The sequence below is a fragment of the Idiomarina sp. H2 genome, assembly GCF_004364275.1.
GTDB classification, from domain to species: domain Bacteria; phylum Pseudomonadota; class Gammaproteobacteria; order Enterobacterales; family Alteromonadaceae; genus Idiomarina; species Idiomarina loihiensis.
Genome location: NZ_SNZY01000007.1, coordinates 70137 through 90610, shown reverse-complemented (window position 1 = coordinate 90610; position 20474 = coordinate 70137). Strand labels below are relative to the sequence as shown.

The window sequence follows — 20474 nt, the reverse complement described above, 5'->3', positions numbered from 1 at the left end:
ATGAGCCATGACCCGGACCAACAATTATCAGAACTGCGTAATGCAATTGATGCCACTGATAACGAATTAATTGAGATAATTGCCCGGCGAGCAAAGTTAACTGCCGCTGTGGGAGAAACCAAACGTTCGTTGAAACAGCCTCTTTACGTTCCACAGAGAGAACGTTCTTTAATAAAAGCGCGCAGAAGCAAAGCCAAAGAGGCAGGCTTGTCGGAAGACTTAATCGAAGATGTTATTCGTCGTATTATTCGAGAGTCGTATCGGACGCAAACGGCACAGGCGGCTGCAACTTCGACTCAACTTGAACGACCGGTTTTTGTGTTTGGCGGTAAAGGAGCTTTGGGTGCGCGTCTGGTCAGTCAGTTACGGCAAACAGGCTATTCGGTAATAACCATTGATAAAGACGATGACTGGCCAGACAAGGACGATTTAAGCCAGGCGCAGTTGGTATTGATGAGTGTGCCGGTCAATAAGACCGTTGAATTGATAAAGCAGTTACCACCTCTAGCGGAGGACTGTGTTCTGGCTGATGTAACCAGTATTAAAGCGGCTCCTTTAAATGCCATGCTGGCACAGCATCGCGGCCCTGTCGTTGGCTTGCATCCTATGTTTGGTCCTTCTGTGCAGAACTTGGCGAAGCAGCTGGTGGTTGTTACTCACGGTCGTCAGACTGAGCGTTATCAGTGGTTACTGGACCAGTTTGTTAACTGGGGCGCGCACTTACACGAAGTGAATGCCGATAAGCATGACGACGCTATGGGCTGGATCCAGGCGATGCGTCATTTAAGCACTTTTGCTTACGGTGTTCACTTAGCTAATGAACGTGTCGATATTAAAGAGTTGCTGGAACTGAGCTCGCCTATTTATCGAATGGAATTGATGATGATTGGCCGTTTGTTTGCGCAAAATGCGGAACTTTATGCCGATATTATTGCTGCGAACAAAGGACAATTTGCATCGATCAGACGTTATCTACAGCAATTCTCAGCAATCATTGATGATATCGAAAACGGTAAAAAATCTGACTTTATATCGCTTTTCGATGAAGTTAGCCAGTATTTCGGTGAATTTTCCAGTCAGTTCCTGAAAGAAAGCGAATCTTTGGTGCAGCTGGCAGACGACCAAAGATTCAAGCATCAATAATAGTTGCTGGCTACAAGCTTTATAAGTATTCAGTCATTAACTCGCTAAGCGCTTCTGGTGAAACCGGCTTATGCAATGTTGCATTCATGCCGGCTTCACGACAAGCGCTCATTTCGCTCGCGCTTTGATGACTGGTGATAGCGATAACCGGTGTGTTCTTGTGCATATCGCTTTGTCGCAACTCCTGGCAGACTTCAGCTCCCGACATGTCCGGCATTTCGTAATCCAGAAAGATAAGATCCGGAGCCTCTCCTGCCAGGTTCAAAGCTTCTTCCCCTGTCATTGCTGTTAATATACTTACCTCAAAATTGGCCAGCATCGCTTTTAACACTTCAAGGCTGATAAAGTCGTCGTCAGCAATAAGAACTTTGCGCATAGTCACTACCCATTTAATGGAATTAATTATACCCTAGCACTTAGCTTTTTATATTCCCAGTAATTTGGAGCTAACAATATGAAACAGAAAGGAAATTCTATAAAAGTTTGGGATAGCTTTATTCGGGTGTTTCACGGCTTGCTTATTGTTCTTTTAGGCGGGCTTTGGTGGACCGTTGAAAATGGCCGCATGGAGCTGCACAAGGATATTGGAGTTGCACTACTTGCGTTACTTTTAGTCAGAATTTGCTGGGGAATATTTGGTAGCGAAAATGCCCGTTTTAAAACCTTTTTAAAGTCTCCTAAGGCTATCTTGAAGCATCTGCATAATGTTTTTAAAGGGCGCTATGAAGCAGAAAACACCCACAGCACTGCTGGTGGCTGGGCTGTCATCATTATGCTTGGGTTGCTTTTAAGCCAGGTTATTACGGGACTATTTTCAACCGACGCCATTTTATTTTCGGGGCCATTATCTAATTGGCTATCTTCGGATGGGCAAAAAGCGGTAACCAGCTGGCATAAAACCCAGTTCGACGTAATATTAATTGTTATTGCCGTACATATTCTGGCCGTGCTTTTTTATCGCTTTAAAGGAACACCTTTAGTGGCTTCCATGGTGCATGGTTACAGAATCACCAGTCAGCAAGCGCCAAATCTAAAACCCGGTTGGCAGGGGCTCATTTTAGCGGTTGCTGTCTGGTTAATCTTAATGTTGCTGTTTAACTAGTCTTTATATTCGTCGTGGCAACCTTTGCAGGTTTTTGCGGCGTCCATAAAAACGGGTTTTATTGAGTCAATAGAGCCTTCTTGGCTAACTTCAGCCAGTTTCGCAGCGTACTCTTGCAAGTCATTAGCGCGCTGCTGAAAGTCATCCCAGTTATCCCATATGGCAGTTAATGCATCAGAGTTATTGCCTGGCATTGCGCCCTCAACGGCAAAACCGGCCCACGGAATACCTGACATTTTCTCAAAATCATTTGCACGACGTTGAAAAAAATCTGCGTTGTATTCAACTTCGCCTTTTACCATAGCGGCCATAGCGGAAAAGTTTTCTTTCATAACAGACAATGCTTTTTGACGGTACTCTACGGCTTTATCGGCATCGTTAAAGGCGGTTTCATCAGCGGCTACATTGAATGACAGAGTCATCAGGCCAGCTAGAGCTGTTGTTAGTAATTGTTTTTTCATTGAAACACTCCGTTTATTGAATTCACTGATCGTTAATAATACACGATCTGTCGGTTAATGCTTGTCACCTCTATGTATAACAAAGTAACTTATCTAATGAGATAACTAAATGACAAGAATAAGTCAAAATGGGGACAATTCATGAAAAAAGTGCATCAGTTCAGTGCTTTGACGTTAGCGGTAACGTCAGTACTGACCGCTTCGGTTGCGGCTGATCAGACTTCCCGGACAAACGGGATGCGGGATAACACGCCAAGTCTGACAGCAATTCAGAATGCAACAATTATTACTGAGCCGGGAAAATCTATTACTAACGCCACTTTGGTTATTGAAAATGGCGCTGTTCAGTCAATTGAGCGCAATAATCGGGCTCCTGCAGGAGCGCGGGTGATTGACGGCACCGGATACACGATTTACCCGGGATTTATTGACCCCTACAGCAGCTACGGAATTAACGTTAGCAGTGAGCAAGAACGTTCAGATACGCCAATTTATAACAATGAGCGTGAGGGCGGCAACGCGGCAAATGACGCGATTCACTCGCAAAAACACTGGTTCAGTGAGTTTAAGACCAATTCTGAAGACGCGAATAAATGGGTGTCACAAGGTTTCACCAGTGTGCAGTCAGCTAACTTAGACGGTATTTTTCAGGGGCAGGCGGTAACGGTTTCGCTGGCAGACAAAATACCTAATGACGTTATTTACCAAAGTGAGGCAAAGCACTTCGGTTCATTTGATAAAGGCTCCTCACAGCAGCAGTACCCGTCATCGCTAATGGGCAGTATTGCGCTGGTCAGACAAACCTTATCTGATGCTAACTGGTATGAAAACTCTTATGGAAAGCAGTCGCATAATCAATCGGTTGAATTTAATGCGGCGCTTGATTCACTGACAGATATCGAGAATACCGGAATTGTTTTTAAAGTAAGCAATGAAAAGTCATTGTTACGTGCTGATGATGTCTTTGATCAGTTCAAAGTGCCGTCGGTTTACGTTGCCTCTGGTTATGAATATGCGCGCTTAGGCGCGGTAAAAAATGCCGGGAGTGATTTAATTCTTCCACTTAACTTTCCGGCTGCACCAGATGTTGGCGATGTTGATGGGCACCTCGATGTCGATTTAGCAAAATTGCGCCACTGGGAGCGCGCTCCGTCTAACCCGGCAATGCTAGCCGAGGCCGGTGTCAACTTTGCTCTGACTTTGCACGACTTAGAAAAGGCGGACAGCTTCTGGCCTAACCTGCGCAAAGCCGTGAAGCATGGCTTGAGCGAAGAACGGGCTCTTGCTGCGTTGACGACTATTCCGGCGAAAATTGCCGGGGTAGACAACAAAGCAGGGAAGCTGGCTCAGGGTTACAAGGCTGACTTTGTTATGGTCAAAGGCGATTTGTTTGCAGATGGCACCATTCAGTCAGTTTGGTTGCAGGGCGAAGAAAACGAGCTGGTATCCCGGGATAAAGTCGATTTTGTCGGCAATTACAACATGAAACTGAATAACCAGGATATCGAAATTGCGATTAATTCTGGTGCTACGCTTAGCGGTGAAGTTAAGGTTAATGAAAAGACCAGCGCTTTACGTCACGTGCAGTCGGGTAATGAGTCTTTGTCTTTTGTTGCCGACCTGGACGCAGAACCGGCTGGAAGCTGGCGCTTTAAGCTGGAACCTGAAGCCCAGGGAACCTTTTCAGTAACGGCTGTCTCTCCTGATGGTGAGGAAGTCAGTTTACAGGCTCAAATGGATTCAGCCGAAAGCGAGACTGAAACAAGCGATGAAGCAGAACCAGTGGAATATGTTAGTGAACTAACGTTCCCGAATGTGGCATACGGCCTGGACGGTTTGCCGGAGCGTCAGGATGTTCTTATCCGCAACGTAACGGTCTGGACTGCAACTGACGACGGTATTCTTGAAGAAACGGATGTGCTGGTTCGAGATGGCGAATTTGCAGCCATCGGCAAAGACTTGTCTGCACCTTCCGGCGTGACTGAAATTGATGGCGCAGGAATGCATTTGACTCCGGGCATTATCGACGAGCATTCACATATTGCTATTGAAGGTGGTGTTAACGAAGGTTCTGAAGCGGTGACATCTGAAGTTCGAATTGGTGATGTGGTTAATCCGGACGATATTCACATTTACCGTTCGTTGGCCGGCGGGACGACCATGGCACAGTTGCTCCATGGTTCAGCTAACCCTATTGGCGGTCAGGCGCAAGTGATCAAGTTACGCTGGGGAGCCGATGCTAATGTCATGAAGTTCGATGCAGCCCCTGAGTCTATCAAGTTTGCATTGGGCGAAAACGTTAAACAGAGTAACTGGGGCGACAACATGACCGTTCGTTACCCTCAAACTCGTTTGGGCGTTGAAACCATTGTGCGTGACGGTTTCCAGGCGGCGCTTGAGTACCAGCAGCGGAAACAGGCTTATGAACGTATGAGCCGTTCTGAGCGTAATAAAGCTGCAGCTCCACGGCCGGATTATCGTCTGGAGACGTTACTGGAAATTCTGAACAGCGAACGCTTTGTTCATGCGCACTCTTACGTTGCGTCAGAAATTTTGATGTTAATGGAAGTCGCCGAGGACTTTGGTTTTACTCTGGATACCTTTACTCACATTCTGGAAGGCTACAAGGTAGCTGACGAAATGGCAGAGCATGGCGCCAGCGGTTCAACCTTTGCGGACTGGTGGGCTTATAAGTTCGAGGTTTATGATGCTATTCCACACAACGCGTGCCTGATGAGCGAACGAGGTGTGCTAACCAGTATCAATTCTGATAGTAACGATTTACAACGTCGTTTAAACACTGAAGCCGCTAAGTCTGTTCGTTATTGTGGTATGGATCCACACGAAGCATTGAAAATGGTCACCATTAACCCGGCTAAACAGTTGAAAGTGGACAGTTATGTAGGGTCTGTTGAAAAAGGCAAACACGCCGATTTCGTACTTTGGAGCCATTATCCGTTAAGTGCTTATGCGCGAGCAGAGCAAACCTGGATTAACGGCCGTAAGTTCTTCGACCGCGAACTGGATAAACAACGACAGCAGGCGGTTAAACAAGAAAAGAACGCACTTATCCAAAAAGTTTTAGCGGCAGGTGATGATGCAAAAATAGGGGCTAAAGACGGTTATAAGTCGGATCAGCCTACCTGGCATTGTGATACTGAACACGACTTTTGGTTAGATCACTTTACCGGTAAAGGGCATCAGCACGGAGGACAACACTAATGAATAAATTACTTACAACCGTTAGTGCCGCATTAGTCAGTGCGCTGACGCTTAATAGTGCTGCGGCACATGATGAAGTTCCGGGCGAAAAGCAAAGCAACCCTATTGTACTTCAGGGTGGAACCTTGCATACCGTTTCTGACGGAGTGCTTACCAACTCAGACTTGGTGTTTGAAAACGGTAAAATCACCGCTATTGGGCAGGATGTCAGTATCCCGGACGGCGCTGAAGTTATCGATATTTCCGGTCAGCACGTGTATCCGGGAGTTATTGCCATGGATACCACTATTGGCCTGAATGAAATTGAAGCAGTACGGGCAACCCGCGACGCGCGTGAAGTGGGTGATGTGCACCCGGAAGTTGCCGGTCACATTGCCTTTAATGCTGATTCGGAAATTATCCCGACGGTACGTTATCATGGCATTACACACGCTCAGGTAGCTCCTGAGGGCTCGCTGGTAGCCGGTCAGTCATCTTTAATGAACTTAGATGGGTGGAACTATCAGGACGCTCTGGTCGCCGGAGAAATAGGTGTGCACGTTTCCTGGCCGCGCACATATGTAGTAAATACCTGGTGGGAAAGACGTTCACCTGAAGAACAGCGTAAAGCGAACGAGGAATCCCGTCAGCAACTAATGAAAGTCTTCGCTGATGCAAAGGCTTACTACGATGCGAAGCAGGCCGATCGTAAAATTGATCTGGACCAGCGCTGGGAAGCTATGACGGGCTTGTTTGACGGCAGTAAGAAGCTGTACGTACACGCAGACGACAAACGTCAGCTGGAGCAGGCCATTGATACTGCTCAGGAGTATGGCTTTGAACTGGTGCTTATGGGAGCCAGAGATGCCTGGCGTATTGCCGATAAGCTAGCCGAGCTTAATGTTCCTGTTGTTTTTGGCTCGCCTTACGGTCTGCCGGCACGCAATGATGAAGGTTATGATCAGGACTTTGCTTCACCAGCGCGTTTGGCTGAAGCAGGAGTTAACTTTGCTATTTCTTATCCGGGTTACTGGGACGTACGTAACTTACCTTTTGCTGCCGGAAATGCGGTTGCTTTTGGCCTGGATCAACAGCAGGCTCTTGCAGCTATTACATTGAAGCCGGCTGAGATTATGGGAGTTGCCGATAAGCTGGGTTCACTGGAAGTGGGTAAAAGTGCCTCACTGAGTGTCTCTGAAGGTGACTTACTTGATCCAATAGGACAAAAGTTAACGCATCTTTATATTGATGGACGCAAAGTAAGCTTAAGCAGCCGACATACTGAGCTTTACGAGAAGTATCGTCAGAAACCATCTGAATAGCCGCTCTTTGGCTAAGTCTAAAACGAAAAAGCCCCTGTCAGTTCAACTGGCAGGGGCTTTTCATTTTAACGGACAATATTAATTCTTAAATTCAGGCTCAACTGTTTAATAAACGGGCGATGAGTTTTCTTAGCGTTGCCGGTTCAAAGGGTTTGTCGGTTAAGGCATCGACACCGCTTTGTTTTACGTTAGCAAGTTGTGGCTCATTGGCGCGTGCAGTCACCATCAGTACCGGAGTGTGAGCATGTGCTGAGCTATTGCGAATGTATTGGGTGAGTTCACTGCCGTTTACCTCCGGCATATGAAAGTCGGTGACGATCAAGTCAAATTGATGTTCCACTAAGATATCAATTGCCTGCTGACCATTTTCTGCTTCAACAAAGCTCTCCACACCCAGATTTTCAAATACACGTCTTAAGACATGGCGCGAGGTCATGCTGTCATCAACAATTAATACCCGCAAATCCTCGACATCATAAAGCTCAAGATGAAGTGGCTCGGGTTCCATCATGTCCATGGTAGCGGTAATAGCCCGCTGGAGCTGATCCGGCGTAAAAGGTTTTGGTAAAATGGCAATAATACCCGCTTGTTTGAATTGCTCCAGCTGATCGGCACGATGTTCGGATGACACCAACATAAAATGTAAAGTATCTTTTAAGTCGTTACTATTAATGAATTCAATGAGTTCATGTGAAGTGCCGTCAGAAAAATACATAGCGCTGGTGACAATATCGGGTTGCCAGCGAAGTATTTCTTCTTTTGCTTCAGCAATGGTTGAAGCGCCACGGGTATGTTGAATGCCCGCCTGGTTCAGGTGCTGAGTAATTACTTTTCTTTGCACATCGGAAGGTTCGATAAGCAAAATACGGAGTTCGTCAAAGGCTATTGCCATAATCACATAATTAGGATTTATTGTGACCGAAAGAGTAGGGTATTCAGCAGATAAACTCAATCAGAAAATCTGTGTTATGCTCATTAAAAAAAGAGGTGAGTATGAACGTTAGTCGCGACTTTTCAAATGATGGTAAGCAGTTAGTTATTGCTATTAAAGGGAAATTTGATTTTAGCCTGGTACAGGAATTCCGTCAGGCCTACAGTCATATTGGTGATTCACAACCAACCGTAATTATCGACCTGAGGGAAACCGATTATCTGGACAGCTCGGCGCTCGGTATGCTGCTCAACATGCGTAAGTCTTTAGGCAGCAGCGTTAAAGGTATTCAACTGATTAATGCTAAACCGGACGTGCGTCGTATTCTCGATATATCCCGCTTTGATAAGATGTTTGTTATTGCCTGATGAAGGTACTGATTGTCGATGATCAGCCTGCTAACCAGGTGATGCTGAGTGGTCTGATTAAACGCTTTGGCCATCAGGTCACCTGCGCTGATAACGGCATTGAGGCTATAGACATTTTCGCCAGTCTGGCGCCGGACGTGGTGCTACTGGACGTTATGATGCCGGTTATGGATGGGCTTAAGACTGCTCCCCGGTTAAAAGCCCTAAGCGGCGATGTCCATTTGCCGATTTTATTTATTACGGCACTGGATGATCAGGAAACCTTGTTGAAATGCCTTGAGGCCGGAGGGGATGATTTTATTAGCGTGCCTTTTGAGCCGGTTGTCCTGCAGGCAAAACTAAATGCTCATGCGCGGGTTCGCGAGTTGAGTTATTCCCTCAAAGGTAAAAATGAAACTCTGGCTTATCATTCTAACCGAATGGAGCGAGAGCAGAATGTGGTCAGGCACATGCTGGCTAACGCGCTGCAGGAAAACGAAACAGAATATCCGTTCTTAAAAACCTATCTTGCACCGGCCAGCGAGTTTAACGGTGACTTAGTTCTCTCTAAAGCCGGACCTCTGGGAAATTTTTATCTGTTTGTCGGTGACTTCACCGGACACGGGTTAGCTCCTGCTACCGGTGCTCTTCCCGTTGCTCAAACCTTTTTTGATTCAGCTGAAAAAGGGCTCTCAATAGCTAACATGGTTGAAGAGTTTAACCGCAAACTGGTTAAGCTGTTACCCGATGACATGTTTTGTGCTGCTTTTGTTGCTGAGTTGTCAGCCAATGGCGATCGTTTAACTTATTGGAATGGTGGCATTCCTGATGCTCTGCTGATAAATGAAGCCGGAGAAGTCGAGAAGCGACTGGTGCCTGAGCATATGGCATTGGGCATTTTGTCTCCGGAAGAGTTCAGTAGTCAGGTTAGTCATTGTTTTGTTGAGAAAAACATCCGCCTGATAACCTATACCGACGGTGTGGTGGAGATGACCAACAAGGCTGATGAACGATTATCTGAACGGGGATTCGAGGCTCTGTTGTTACGCTATGCCCGCGAGCGAGACTTTGAGGGGTTAGTCGGATCATTCCAGACTTTTCAGCAAGGGCAAGAACAGTTTGATGATATTTCATTGGTGTGTCTGGATTGTGAAGCCACCAATTTACCCGTTAGCCAGCCTGATACTAATGTAACTCATCTGCCCTTTCGGTTAGTGGTTTATTTAAAAGAAAATGAGATTAAAGGGCGCGATCCAATTATCAAGCTGGTGGATTCTTTAAGCCATCTTGAAGGTATCCGCGCGCACAAAACAACCTTGTATTTATTGTTAGCAGAAGCTTTTAACAATACCCTGGAACACAGCGTTTTGCAGCTGGACTCGGGAATTAAAGAGACCGGGCAGGGGTTCGATGAATACTACCGGACACGGGAAGCGCGGTTGGCTGTTTTAGAAGGGGTAGAAATAGAAATTGATATTGAATACAAACCGGATAACAAATTGCTTTCGTTTAGTATTTCATCCAATAGCGGAAATGGTTTTTCGGAATATCAGCAAGTATCCGACGATGACGAACAACAGGCGTTTGGTCGTGGATTACAGCTGATAAGAAACTTTTCAAGCCATGTTGAGTGGCGTGATGACGGACGACGTCTATATATTGAATACGACCTTAGCCGCCCGCACGCTTAACTTTATAGCCTTCCTTTTTTAACCAGCTTTCAATGCTGTCGCGCTGGTCGCCTTGTAGTTCTATTTCGTACTCTTTAACCGCGCCACCAACGCCACAGAACTGCTTGAGTTTTTTTGCAATCGACTTTAACTCTGTTTGCGGTTTATCCAGCCCAGTGACAATGGTTACTCCTTTGCCCTTTCGACCTTTGGTTTCGCGGCGAAGGCGGACAATACCATCACCTTCAGGAACTTCCTCCGGTTCAGGTTCCGGATCAATACGTCCCGAGTCTGTTGAATATACCATTTGGCTTAGCTGGTCTTTCCAGTCCGGCATTCTCTCTACCATTTTCTCTTAGGTTGAAACAGTTCTTCTAAATCGTCTTCTTTTTTATGTTTTTCTTTGTCTCGCGTATGAGCATCTTTCAACTCTTGTGCAATTTGTTCCAGCGCTTTTTTAATCGATTGCTGGCGCGACGTAGCGTAGTCGTCGCTAAAGCTCTGGTCTTCTATGGTGCGTAATGCTTTTTCATAATACTGTCTGGCGGAACCTAACATCTGACTTTCGTAAGCATGACGGCCCCGGCGTATTAAGGTTTCAATACTAATTTTCAGTTGCAACTTGGTTAAACGCTGATCTTCGACACTAAAAACATTGCTGTCGACCCGACCGCGGGAATGCTCATTGCGTAAAGTAGAACGTAAACGCTTCAGCCCATTGATCATTGCTATGATTTGCTTGTTGTTTTCCGGGATCTCAAAGTCTTCACTGATTAACGAGGTGTCGTTACGGTCAACACTTTGTATGCGCTCTTCGTAATCCTGTATTCGCGCCTTATAGTCTTTTGACGGCGATGCTGCGTTCATACCTTTAAGTATTTCTAACGCACGGCTATTAAGAACCACCAGCATGGATTTACCAATAGGGAAGAAGCTCGACATATGAATGAGATCTTCGATCTGTTCAAGCGAACTGCGAAAGCGCGCCAACTTCTTACGCCGCTCTAGTTCTAAACGCTGTCTGTTCTGTTGTACCGCACCAACTATAATTGCCATTATTATTAGTAATATAATCAATGCGATGACAATGGTGTAAATCATATTACGCTCGTTAAGTTATAATTATTTTTCAGGGTAATGTTAAAGAGAAAACACCACCACCTAAGTGTCCATTATTTTTCAGCTCGATAAAACCTTTTTTATTATTTCGCTCATGCGCGCTTGCAATCATCTGAGCAAAGTATAGACCTAATCCCGTCCGGGATTGCTGAATATTCAATTGTTGTATCGGCATAGCGGCGTTTTCCAGCATACTAGCAGGAAAACCATCGCCATTGTCGTGAACCATAATACGACATCCACCATCTTCGGTTATCTCTACTTTTATAAAGAGCTTATCGGCTGTGTAGCGCATTGCATTAATGATGATGTCATTAAGCAGATTAAAGATCAGGTCCCTGTCGAACCAGCCTGTTGCTGTTTCATCAATGTCGGTGCTGACAGTAATGTTCCGCTGCTCAAGGTAAAGCTCGTTATTTAGCAACAGCTCTTCGACAAGTTCGTCGACGTGGTGCTGGTCGCTATTGAGTGGTAAAGCGTTATTGTCGTTGCGATAAAGCGTGAGCATTTGCATCAAACTTGAATTGATACGCTGAGCCTCATAATGGACTTTCGCCATTTTTTCTGTTGCACTGCTGTCAGCGACCTGTTCTGATACTTCTTCTATCATCTGAATGAGTAAGCACAGTGAATTTTTCATGTCGTGCACAGAAGAAGCCAGGACGGTTGAAAAATCAAATGCGGGTTGGGTCATAGATGACAGTTCCTGTGGTCCAAAGAGAAGCCTCGACAAAATACTGTTGCGATAGCTTTTATATTTGTCATAGTTATCAAGATTATTATAGTATTTTCTTATATCACATTTAGCAAACTAGAGTGGCACGTTCCTCAATGAAATTACAGCAGTTACGTTACATTGTTGAAGTAACAAATCATAACCTGAATGTTTCTGCTACGGCTGAAAGCTTATTCACCTCGCAGCCGGGCATTAGTAAACAAGTCAGAATGCTGGAAGACGAGCTGGGCGTGCAGATATTTGGACGAACAGGCAAACACCTGACTCACATAACGCCCGCGGGTAAAGACATCATAGCAGTTGCTCAGCAGGTTCTGGATAACGTCCAGTCGATTAAGACGGTTGCTGCTGAGTACACCTTGCCAAACCAAGGCAAACTTAATATTGCGACGACCCATACTCAGGCTCGTTATGCCTTGCCGTCCGTTATTCAGCGATTTATTCAGCAATATCCCAAAGTGTCACTGCATATGCATCAGGGGTCTCCAGAGCAAATTAGTGAGGCGGCGGCGAAAGGGCGGGCAGATTTTGCCATTGCGACCGAGGCGCTGCATTTATATCACGACCTTATTATGTTGCCCTGCTATCACTGGAACCGCTCTATAGTAGTGCCTAAATCGCATCCGCTGACGCAACTGAGTAAGCTAACTATTGATGATATTGCTCAGTTTCCTTTGGTCACTTATGTGCATGGTTTTACCGGTCGTTCCGAGTTGGATAAAGCCTTTGCCGATGCGGGACATGAGCCTAAAATTGTCTTTACAGCAACCGATGCCGATGTGATAAAAACCTACGTCAGAATGGGATTGGGTATTGGGGTTCTGGCGAGTATGGCTTACGACCCGAAAGAAGATACCGATTTAGTGGCGATACCTGCGGAGCACATGTTTGCTCATAGTACGACTAAGATAGGTTTCCGGCGCGGAACATTTTTACGTACTTATATGTACGATTTTATTGAGAATTTTGCACCACACTTAACTCGCGATAGGGTGCAAAAAGCTACTCAGCTAAAAAGTCAGGATGAGATTGATAAACTCTTTGATAGTTGCTCACTGCCGATGCGCTAAGCACCGGCAGCAGCATCAACTGGTTAACATTCAATAATATTGACTGCCAAACCGCCGCGAGCGGTTTCTTTGTATTTGGTTTTCATATCGTTGCCGGTGTCCCACATGGTTTTAATCACTTTATCCAGAGACACTTTATGATCGCCTTCGCCTCGCATGGCTAAGCGGGCGGCATTAATGGCTTTAACCGAGCCCATGGCGTTTCGTTCAATACAGGGTACTTGTACTAAACCTCCCACCGGGTCGCAGGTTAGACCCAGGTTATGCTCCATACCTATTTCTGCCGCATTCTCGACTCTTGACGGGTCACCGCCCATAAATTCGGCCAGGGCACCAGCGGCCATTGAACAGGCAACACCCACTTCACCCTGACAACCGACTTCAGCACCTGAAATTGAAGCATTTTTCTTATAAAGAATACCGATAGCAGCTGAAGTCAGTAAGAAGCGCACGACTGCATCTTCGTCCAGCGTTTCGATGAATCTGTCAGCGTAGCTCATTACCGCAGGAATAATGCCAGCGGCTCCGTTAGTCGGGGCTGTTACAATGCGCCCGCCTGCGGCATTTTCTTCGTTAACGGCTAAAGCGTATAAATCGACCCAGTCCATGACCTGCATGGCATCGCTGGATTTTTCTTTCTTCAGTCGCTGATATAAAGACGATGCGCGGCGACGCACTTTAAGTCCACCCGGCAGAATGCCTTCGGTAGTAATACCGTTTTTGATGCTTTCCTGCATGGTGCGCCAAATCTTCATTAATCCGGCCCGAATATCCTCTTCACTGCGGAAGACTTTTTCGTTAGCCATCATTAATGAACTCATGCGCATACCGTGCTCTTTGCAATGCGCCAGAAGATCCGCTGCACTGTCAAACGGATATGGAATAGGTTTAGACGACTGTTCTATCGCTTCTTCCAGCGTCTCGTCAAAATCTTCATCGCGCACAATGAAGCCACCGCCGATGGAGTAATACAAGTCGCTGTAGATGATCTCACCGTCCTTTAGCAGCTTGAGTTCCATGGCGTTGGCGTGTTTGGGCATGGTTTTGCGGCGGTGAAAAGTAATGGCGCCTTCGCTGGGAAAGGAGACTTCTTTCTCACCAAGCAAGTTTAGCTTTTCAGTCTTACGAGTTTGCTCCAGAAAATCTTCCACGCTGTCAGTGTCTACTGTTTCTGGTGTCTCGCCCACGAGCCCAAGGATAACAGCTTTGCCGGTACCATGACCTTTACCCGTTTGGCCAAGTGATCCGAACAGTTCGACTTTTATGCCATCGGCGTTATTTAGATGCCCTGATTTTTTTGCGGCATGCAAAAATTCATAGGCTGCTTTCATCGGCCCCACAGTGTGAGAACTGGAAGGACCAATACCAATTTTGTAGATATCAAAAACGCTGATCATATTTATCCTTACCTGTCGCGCATGCGTATTCTGTTTATTATAGTATTGTCGCATGATTCATGTGGGGGGAAGCAAGTTTTAAGCAAAAATAAGTGGTCAGTTCAGTGGTCTGAAGTAATTTTTGCCGTCGGGTTGTAACTGTTCTGATAATTCACGCAAGATACCGGCGGTTGCGCCCCAAATATTGCGGTGTTGCCAGGGAATAAAATACACCCGATCATAAATAAATTTACGAATACGGTACACGTAGTGGTTTCCGTGGTCGAGAATATCAGCCAGCGGTACTTCAAAAATCTCAGCGACTTCACTTTCCTCGGCAACCAAGGGCTGTTGTGGTGAGACAAAAGCCACATAGGGGCGAATCATAAAATACGATAAGACAGGGTAGTCGTGTAAACGTCCTATGACTTCGACCTGACTGCGGGGCAGGCCAATCTCCTCTTCGGTTTCCCGCAGAGCCGTGTCCAGTAAATCGCTATCGGTTTCGTCAAAGCGACCTCCGGGGAAGCTGATTTGACCCGCATGCTTGCGTAATTTGCTGGATCGCCGGGTGAGTATGAGAGACAGTCCATGCGGACGCTCAATAATTGGAATTAACACCGCTGCAGGACGCAAACGTTTGCGCAAAGGCTCATCAATTCTGCGCTCAACCGGCGGTGAAGGGTAAAGACTAAAGCGTCGAATAAAATCAGCGCGAGTATTAATGGTCATTAGGCTAGTACCGGCAATATGCGTGACACTTTGTCTTTGGTTTCCTGATACTCATCTGCTGCTGTTGAATCAGCAACAAGACCGCCACCCGCCCAGCAATATAAGTGATCATTTTCGGCAAGCAGCGTGCGAATGGTAATGCTGGTATCACTGCGACCGTGCTGAGAAAAGTAGCCCATACTGCCACAATAAATATTACGCCGATGGGGCTCCAGCTCTTCAATAATCTGCATTGCCCGAATTTTCGGTGCGCCAGTAATAGAACCGCCCGGGAAAGCGCCGTTAAACAAACTTAATGCGGTACGGTCGGGTTGTAGTTTGCCAATAATGGTCGATACCAGGTGGTGAACCGCCGGAAAACTCTCTATGGCAAACAAGCTTGGTGTTTCGATGCTGCCCGGCTCACAGTTTTTACTGAGATCATTACGCAGTAAATCCACAATCATCAGGTTTTCTGCCCGATCCTTTTCTGAGGTTAACAGAGCCTGCTGACTAGCCTTGTCTTCGCGCGAATCTTCAAACCGCGGACGCGTACCTTTAATGGGTTTTGTTTCTACCTGCCCCTTGGCGTCGGTTAGCAGAAAGCGTTCCGGCGACAGGCTCAGAATAGCGCTGCCGGGAAGGCGCATAAAGGCAGAAAACGGTGCTGAATTCGCTTGTCGTAATCTAAGGTAAGCGGACCATTCACTGCCTCGATAACGGGCTGAATAGCGTTGCGCTAAATTAATTTGGTAGGCATCTCCGGCCAGCAGGTAGTTTTGCACGGCCTTAAATTTCTCGGTGTACTGCAGCTCGTTCATATTGCTTTGCCAGTCACTTAGCAATTGAAAAGCGTCAGGCTTTTTTGTTGCTACTGGCTGTTCCCAGAATTCTCGAAGCTCTTCTGACCCTTCTATTGGCGCAACTAACCAGACCGCGTTGCTCTGCCGGTCGATAATCAACGCCTGACTATAGTAGGCCAGCACAGCATCGGGAGACTGATAGGTGTCTGCATTAAACTCAGGGATGACTTCCAGCGAACGGCCATGGTCATAGCCGACAGCACCGGCAAAGCCACCCTGAAAAGGCAGTTTAGCAGGCCCCGAATAATGACCTGATAACTGATTCAATTGCTCGGCATAACGGCAAAGCTCGGCTGCGTTTTCGGGGGCAGGCGGCAGTTCTAAAGGAGCGTCTGTTGCTACATTTAACTTGCCTGCTTTGCTGCTTAAAACCAGATCTGGTTGTCGGAAGATAATATCGTAGGCACAGTTCTCGTGGCTTTGTGCGGCAGAGTCCAGTAATAGAGCGTAGCTTTCATGCTGACAACGCTGAAACAACTCAATAGCTGAGGCTTCGCAATCAAGTTTTATCGCACATAGATCCGGGAAAACACTCACATCATGCTCGCAATTCAGGCTAGTTATTCATTACCAATATACTACCACAGCAAATATTCGCCGGTCAGTGGCACTGGTCAGTTGTTAGTGAAAACGCTATTATAGCGCCACGCAAAAGTTAACCAAGAGGCAGTTCCATGACCACCATTCGTCAGGCCGATTTTATTGACAGTATTGCAGATGCGTTGCAGTACATCTCTTATTATCACCCACTGGATTTTATTAAAGCTCTGGATGAGGCATACCAGCGTGAAGAGAGCGAAGCGGCGAAAAACGCTATTGCTCAGGTGCTGACTAACTCGCGTATGTCTGCGCAAGGGCATCGTCCAATTTGCCAGGACACCGGTATTGTCACCTGTTTTGTGAAAGTGGGCATGGGCGTGCAATGGGATAAAACCGACCTGACCGTTCAGCAAATGGTGGATGAGGGTACTCGTCGAGCCTATAACAACCCGGACAACCCACTGCGAGCTTCTATTGTTGCTGACCCGGCGGGTGCTCGTAAAAACACAGGCGATAACACGCCAGCTGTGGTGCATATTGATATGGTGGCGGGCAATGAAATTGAAGTGATGATTGCCGCTAAAGGTGGTGGTTCTGAGAACAAATCGAAAATGGCTATGTTGAACCCCAGTGACTCTATTGCCGACTGGGTTGTTGAAACTTTGCCCAAGATGGGCGCTGGATGGTGCCCGCCGGGTATGCTGGGTATTGGTATTGGCGGTACAGCAGAAAAATCTGCGGTATTGGCAAAAGAATCGTTAATGGAGTCTGTCGATATCCATGAGTTGATTGAGCGTGGCCCGCAAAATGCAGAAGAAGAGCTGCGTTTAGAAATTTTCAACCGCGTTAACGCTTTAGGAATTGGTGCACAGGGTTTAGGTGGTTTAACAACGGTGCTGGATGTGAAAATTAAGTCACTACCGACGCACGCGGCCTCAAAGCCTGTGACTTTAATTCCGAACTGCGCGGCCACCCGTCACGTACACTTTACGTTAGACGGCAGCGGTGCGGCAGATTTAACTCCGCCGAAACTGGAAGACTGGCCGGATGTGACTTTTGAGCTAGGTGATGATGCTCGTCGTGTGAACCTGGATGAAGTGACCAAAGAAGACATTCAGGACTGGAAAATGGGTGAGACGGTGCTCTTGTCCGGTAAGTTGCTGACCGGTCGTGATGCTGCGCACAAACGCATTAAAGGTATGCTGGATAACGGCGAAAAACTGCCCGTTGATTTCAACAACCGTTTTATTTATTACGTAGGGCCGGTAGACCCTGTGGGTGATGAAGTTGTTGGTCCGGCAGGCCCTACAACCTCTACGCGTATGGATAAATTCACTGACCAAATGTTGGAAGAAGCCGGTATTATTGGCATGGTCGGTAAAGCAGAGCGTGGCCCCGAAGCTGTGGAAAGTATTCGTAAGCACAAAGCGGTGTACCTGATGGCTGTTGGCGGCGCTGCTTACCTGGTAGCAAAAGCCATTAAAAAGTCCCGTGTGGTGGCTTTTGAAGACTTGGGTATGGAAGCTATTTACGAATTTGAAGTGGAAGACATGCCGGTAACTGTGGCTGTGGATAGCGACGGTCAAAACGCGCATACCCAAGGGCCTGCTATCTGGAAAGCGAAAATTGCTGACCTCAATGAAAAATTAGGAGCTTAATGATGTCGCTGGCACTGTGGCAATGGATGGCAATAATTGGAGTGCCGGTTGTGACTGTCATTACGGCGTTGTTGTTGCTTTGGCAACAGCAGCGCCGTTTGCGTTTACAGGCAGAACAACAAAATGCGGCACTGGAGCAAGACGCGGATATTCTTCGTGAGCGCGTCGATGAACTTCAGCATGAGGTGTATGAAAAAGACAGCCGTCTGCGTGAAACTCTGGCTAGATCTGAGCATGAGCAGAAAACCGCAGAAGAAAAGCTGAACCTACTGAAGGTTAGCGAAGAACGGCTGACCCAGCAGTTTGAAAATTTAGCCAACCGTATTTTTGATGAGAAGTCCAAAGGGCTGCAGCAACATCATCAGCAGTCGTTGCAGGCAACATTAGAGCCGTTCAAACAGCAAATTGATGCGTTTAAAAAGCAAATCACCCAGCAATACACGGATGAAACCAAAGAGCGTTCTGCCTTAAAAAATGAAGTGATGTCGCTTAAGGACTTGAACCGCCAAATGGCGTCTGAAGCTGAAGCCTTAACTCGGGCATTAAAAGGTGACACCAAGCAGCAAGGTAACTGGGGCGAAGTGGTACTGGAGCGTATTCTGGAGCAGTCCGGGTTACGTGAAGGGCACGAGTATCAGACACAGGAGCATCACCGCGATGAAGACGGTAAGTCGTTCAAGCCGGATGTGATTGTGCATTTGCCGAATAAAAAAGACGTGATTATCGATTCGAAAGTCAGTTTGTCGGCCTACGAGCGGTACTTCAACTCTGATGACGATACAGAACGTGAACGGGCGTTAAATGAGCACGTTCAGTCGCTGAAGCAACACATAAAACAGTTGGGTAAAAAGAGCTACCATCAACTGGAAGGGTTGCGTACGCTGGATTATGTATTGATGTTTATTCCGATTGAGCCGGCATTTTTGCTGGCTGTTGATCGTGACCCGGAGCTTATCCGGCTGGCGCTGGACAACCAAATTATGCTGGTTAGCCCTACGAATTTACTGGTTGCCCTGCGTACCGTTCACAATATCTGGCAGTATGAGTATCAGAACCAGAATGCTGAGAAAATAGCGACCGATGCGGCACGTTTGTACGACAAGTTTGTGGGCTTTGTGGAAGACTTAGAAAAAATTGGTAACGGCTTACAAACTCTGGATAACCGTTATCAGGAAGCCATGAAGAAGCTGAGTACGGGGCGCGGAAACCTCATTGGACGGGTCGATAAATTCCGTCAGATGGGTGTGCAAACCAATAAGCGGTTAAATCCGGATTACCTCGACTCCGACGAAACAGGTCAGGAAGGCATTGAATCTGACGGTGTAGATAAGAAAAACGACTGAGCCCAGGCTCAGTCGTTTGCTTTTATCAACTTAATGCACTGCGACGATAATGATCAACCCACAGTGAGGTTGCCCCACAAACCGCCAGCGGCATAATAATCAGGTTAATCAGCGGTATCATAGTCAGCACGGTTACCCCGAATCCAAACCCTAGTGTTTTACTGCGCTGTTGGTGTAATTCAGACCGCATACGCGGAAACGACAGTTTGTGATTATCGAACGGGTAATCTAAGTATTGTATCGACATCATCCAGCAGACAAAGATATACCAAAGTACCTGTCCAATTACCGGAATAACGAGCGATAACAGAAAAAAGCCAAGTGCTCGGGGAATGTAATACATGAGTTTCTGCATTTCCCGTTTTAAAGTCCTTGGAATGTCTTTAAACAAACCTAAGAATCCCTCGTCTCCTAAGCTTTCGCCGCTTTCATAGCGTTCCACTTTTTCCGCCAGAAGCCCGTTAAAAGGGGCTGCAATTAAATGCATGATGGTGCTAAAAATAAACGAGAAGAGCGCAATAATGGTAATAACCGCCAGTGGCCATAAAATAAACTCCAGCCATTGGAAAAAGTCGGGCAACCAGCTCATAAAGCGGTTCAGCCAATAGTCGACTTCGCCATACAGCCAGGTGAAAGCAAGTGAGAACAGGATAAGGTTGGTCAGAATAGGCACCACAACATAGCGACGCAGACCTTTGGTTCGGATAAGTTCTAAACCGCGTCCTATGTAAGCTAATCCCGAGTTGCTGTAGGCTGCTTTTTGCATGAAAACTCCAGAGGTTTTAATTTGCTTAGTATAATAAGGCAATACAATGGCAATGTGCGGGCTAAATTGTTACAAATGGCTACCGGATCTGCTAGAGTCTTGTGATAATAAACCG

At 46.6% G+C, this 20474-nt stretch carries 19 protein-coding genes; 9 read left to right on the top strand and 10 right to left on the bottom strand.

Going from position 1 to position 20474, the window contains the following annotated elements; all coding sequences use genetic code 11:
• Positions 1–1143, top strand: a complete 1143-nt coding sequence (tyrA, locus tag DET62_RS10265) for a bifunctional chorismate mutase/prephenate dehydrogenase (RefSeq protein WP_110013839.1) — start codon at positions 1–3, stop codon at positions 1141–1143.
• Positions 1144–1162: 19 nt separating this feature from the next.
• Here the strand turns inward: tyrA and DET62_RS10260 are convergent, their stop codons facing one another.
• The gene (locus DET62_RS10260; RefSeq protein WP_034821749.1) at positions 1163–1519 is read right to left on the bottom strand and encodes a response regulator; all 357 of its coding nucleotides are present in this window, start codon (positions 1517–1519) and stop codon (positions 1163–1165) included.
• 78 nt (positions 1520–1597) lie between these two features.
• Here DET62_RS10260 and DET62_RS10255 point away from each other — a divergent pair, with 78 nt between their 5' ends.
• Positions 1598–2245, top strand: a complete 648-nt coding sequence (locus DET62_RS10255; protein WP_110013838.1) for a cytochrome b/b6 domain-containing protein — start codon at positions 1598–1600, stop codon at positions 2243–2245.
• On the opposite strand, the gene DET62_RS10250 is transcribed toward DET62_RS10255, so the two are convergent.
• Positions 2242–2706, bottom strand: coding sequence for a cytochrome c (locus DET62_RS10250; protein ID WP_110013837.1), 465 nt, complete (start codon positions 2704–2706; stop codon positions 2242–2244). The genes DET62_RS10255 and DET62_RS10250 overlap by 4 nt on opposite strands.
• 141 nt (positions 2707–2847) lie before the next feature.
• Here DET62_RS10250 and DET62_RS10245 point away from each other — a divergent pair, with 141 nt between their 5' ends.
• Both DET62_RS10245 and DET62_RS10240 read left to right on the top strand, forming a co-directional pair.
• Positions 2848–5928, top strand: a complete 3081-nt coding sequence (locus tag DET62_RS10245) for an amidohydrolase family protein (protein ID WP_110013836.1) — start codon at positions 2848–2850, stop codon at positions 5926–5928.
• Entirely contained in the window at positions 5928–7229 is a 1302-nt protein-coding gene (locus DET62_RS10240; RefSeq protein ID WP_110013835.1) for an amidohydrolase family protein, read from the top strand. The genes DET62_RS10245 and DET62_RS10240 overlap by 1 nt, the downstream gene beginning before the upstream one ends.
• A 97-nt stretch (positions 7230–7326) precedes the next feature.
• Here the strand turns inward: DET62_RS10240 and DET62_RS10235 are convergent, their stop codons facing one another.
• The gene (locus DET62_RS10235; protein ID WP_011234951.1) at positions 7327–8121 is read right to left on the bottom strand and encodes a response regulator; all 795 of its coding nucleotides are present in this window, start codon (positions 8119–8121) and stop codon (positions 7327–7329) included.
• Positions 8122–8222: 101 nt separating this feature from the next.
• Here DET62_RS10235 and DET62_RS10230 point away from each other — a divergent pair, with 101 nt between their 5' ends.
• Together DET62_RS10230 and DET62_RS10225 are read left to right on the top strand one after the other, a co-directional pair.
• Entirely contained in the window at positions 8223–8528 is a 306-nt protein-coding gene (locus DET62_RS10230) for an STAS domain-containing protein (RefSeq protein ID WP_011234950.1), read from the top strand.
• Complete coding sequence (locus DET62_RS10225; protein ID WP_110013834.1) at positions 8528–10198, top strand: SpoIIE family protein phosphatase; 1671 nt, start codon at positions 8528–8530, stop codon at positions 10196–10198. Before DET62_RS10230 ends, DET62_RS10225 begins: the two co-directional genes overlap by 1 nt.
• On the opposite strand, the gene yciH is transcribed toward DET62_RS10225, so the two are convergent.
• The 3 genes from yciH to DET62_RS10210 form a co-directional block, all read right to left on the bottom strand.
• Positions 10179–10514: a stress response translation initiation inhibitor YciH gene (gene yciH / locus DET62_RS10220; RefSeq protein WP_011234948.1), complete on the bottom strand. Its 336-nt coding sequence runs from the start codon at positions 10512–10514 to the stop codon at positions 10179–10181. The genes DET62_RS10225 and yciH overlap by 20 nt on opposite strands.
• Before the next feature lie 5 nt (positions 10515–10519).
• Positions 10520–11233 (bottom strand): hypothetical protein, encoded by a 714-nt coding sequence (locus DET62_RS10215; protein WP_227016289.1) that lies wholly within the window; start codon positions 11231–11233, stop codon positions 10520–10522.
• Between the two features lie 73 nt (positions 11234–11306).
• Positions 11307–11990 carry a HAMP domain-containing sensor histidine kinase gene (locus DET62_RS10210; RefSeq protein ID WP_110013832.1) on the bottom strand — a complete coding sequence of 228 codons (684 nt, stop codon included), beginning with the start codon at positions 11988–11990 and terminating at the stop codon, positions 11307–11309.
• A 137-nt stretch (positions 11991–12127) separates the two neighbouring features.
• Between DET62_RS10210 and cysB the strand changes: the two genes are divergently transcribed.
• Positions 12128–13102: an HTH-type transcriptional regulator CysB gene (gene cysB / locus DET62_RS10205; protein WP_110013831.1), complete on the top strand. Its 975-nt coding sequence runs from the start codon at positions 12128–12130 to the stop codon at positions 13100–13102.
• A gap of 23 nt (positions 13103–13125) precedes the next feature.
• Here cysB and DET62_RS10200 read toward each other — a convergent pair whose 3' ends face one another.
• From DET62_RS10200 to pabB, 3 genes are all read right to left on the bottom strand, one after another.
• The gene (locus DET62_RS10200; RefSeq protein WP_110013830.1) at positions 13126–14499 is read right to left on the bottom strand and encodes an L-serine ammonia-lyase; all 1374 of its coding nucleotides are present in this window, start codon (positions 14497–14499) and stop codon (positions 13126–13128) included.
• 96 nt (positions 14500–14595) lie between these two features.
• Complete coding sequence (locus tag DET62_RS10195; RefSeq protein ID WP_110013829.1) at positions 14596–15210, bottom strand: CoA pyrophosphatase; 615 nt, start codon at positions 15208–15210, stop codon at positions 14596–14598.
• Complete coding sequence (gene pabB, locus DET62_RS10190) at positions 15210–16589, bottom strand: aminodeoxychorismate synthase component I (RefSeq protein ID WP_110013828.1); 1380 nt, start codon at positions 16587–16589, stop codon at positions 15210–15212. Before pabB ends, DET62_RS10195 begins: the two co-directional genes overlap by 1 nt.
• 137 nt (positions 16590–16726) lie before the next feature.
• On the opposite strand from pabB, the gene DET62_RS10185 reads away from it, so the two are divergent.
• On the top strand, positions 16727–18250 hold the full coding sequence (locus DET62_RS10185) for a fumarate hydratase (RefSeq protein ID WP_110013827.1): 1524 nt from the start codon (positions 16727–16729) through the stop codon (positions 18248–18250).
• A complete protein-coding gene (rmuC, locus tag DET62_RS10180) occupies positions 18250–19593 on the top strand; it encodes a DNA recombination protein RmuC (RefSeq protein WP_110013826.1) in 1344 nt (447 codons plus the stop codon). The genes DET62_RS10185 and rmuC overlap by 1 nt, the downstream gene beginning before the upstream one ends.
• Positions 19594–19618: 25 nt before the next feature.
• Here rmuC and cysZ read toward each other — a convergent pair whose 3' ends face one another.
• On the bottom strand, positions 19619–20359 hold the full coding sequence (gene cysZ, locus DET62_RS10175; protein WP_011234939.1) for a sulfate transporter CysZ: 741 nt from the start codon (positions 20357–20359) through the stop codon (positions 19619–19621).
• Positions 20360–20474: the final 115 nt, after the last annotated feature.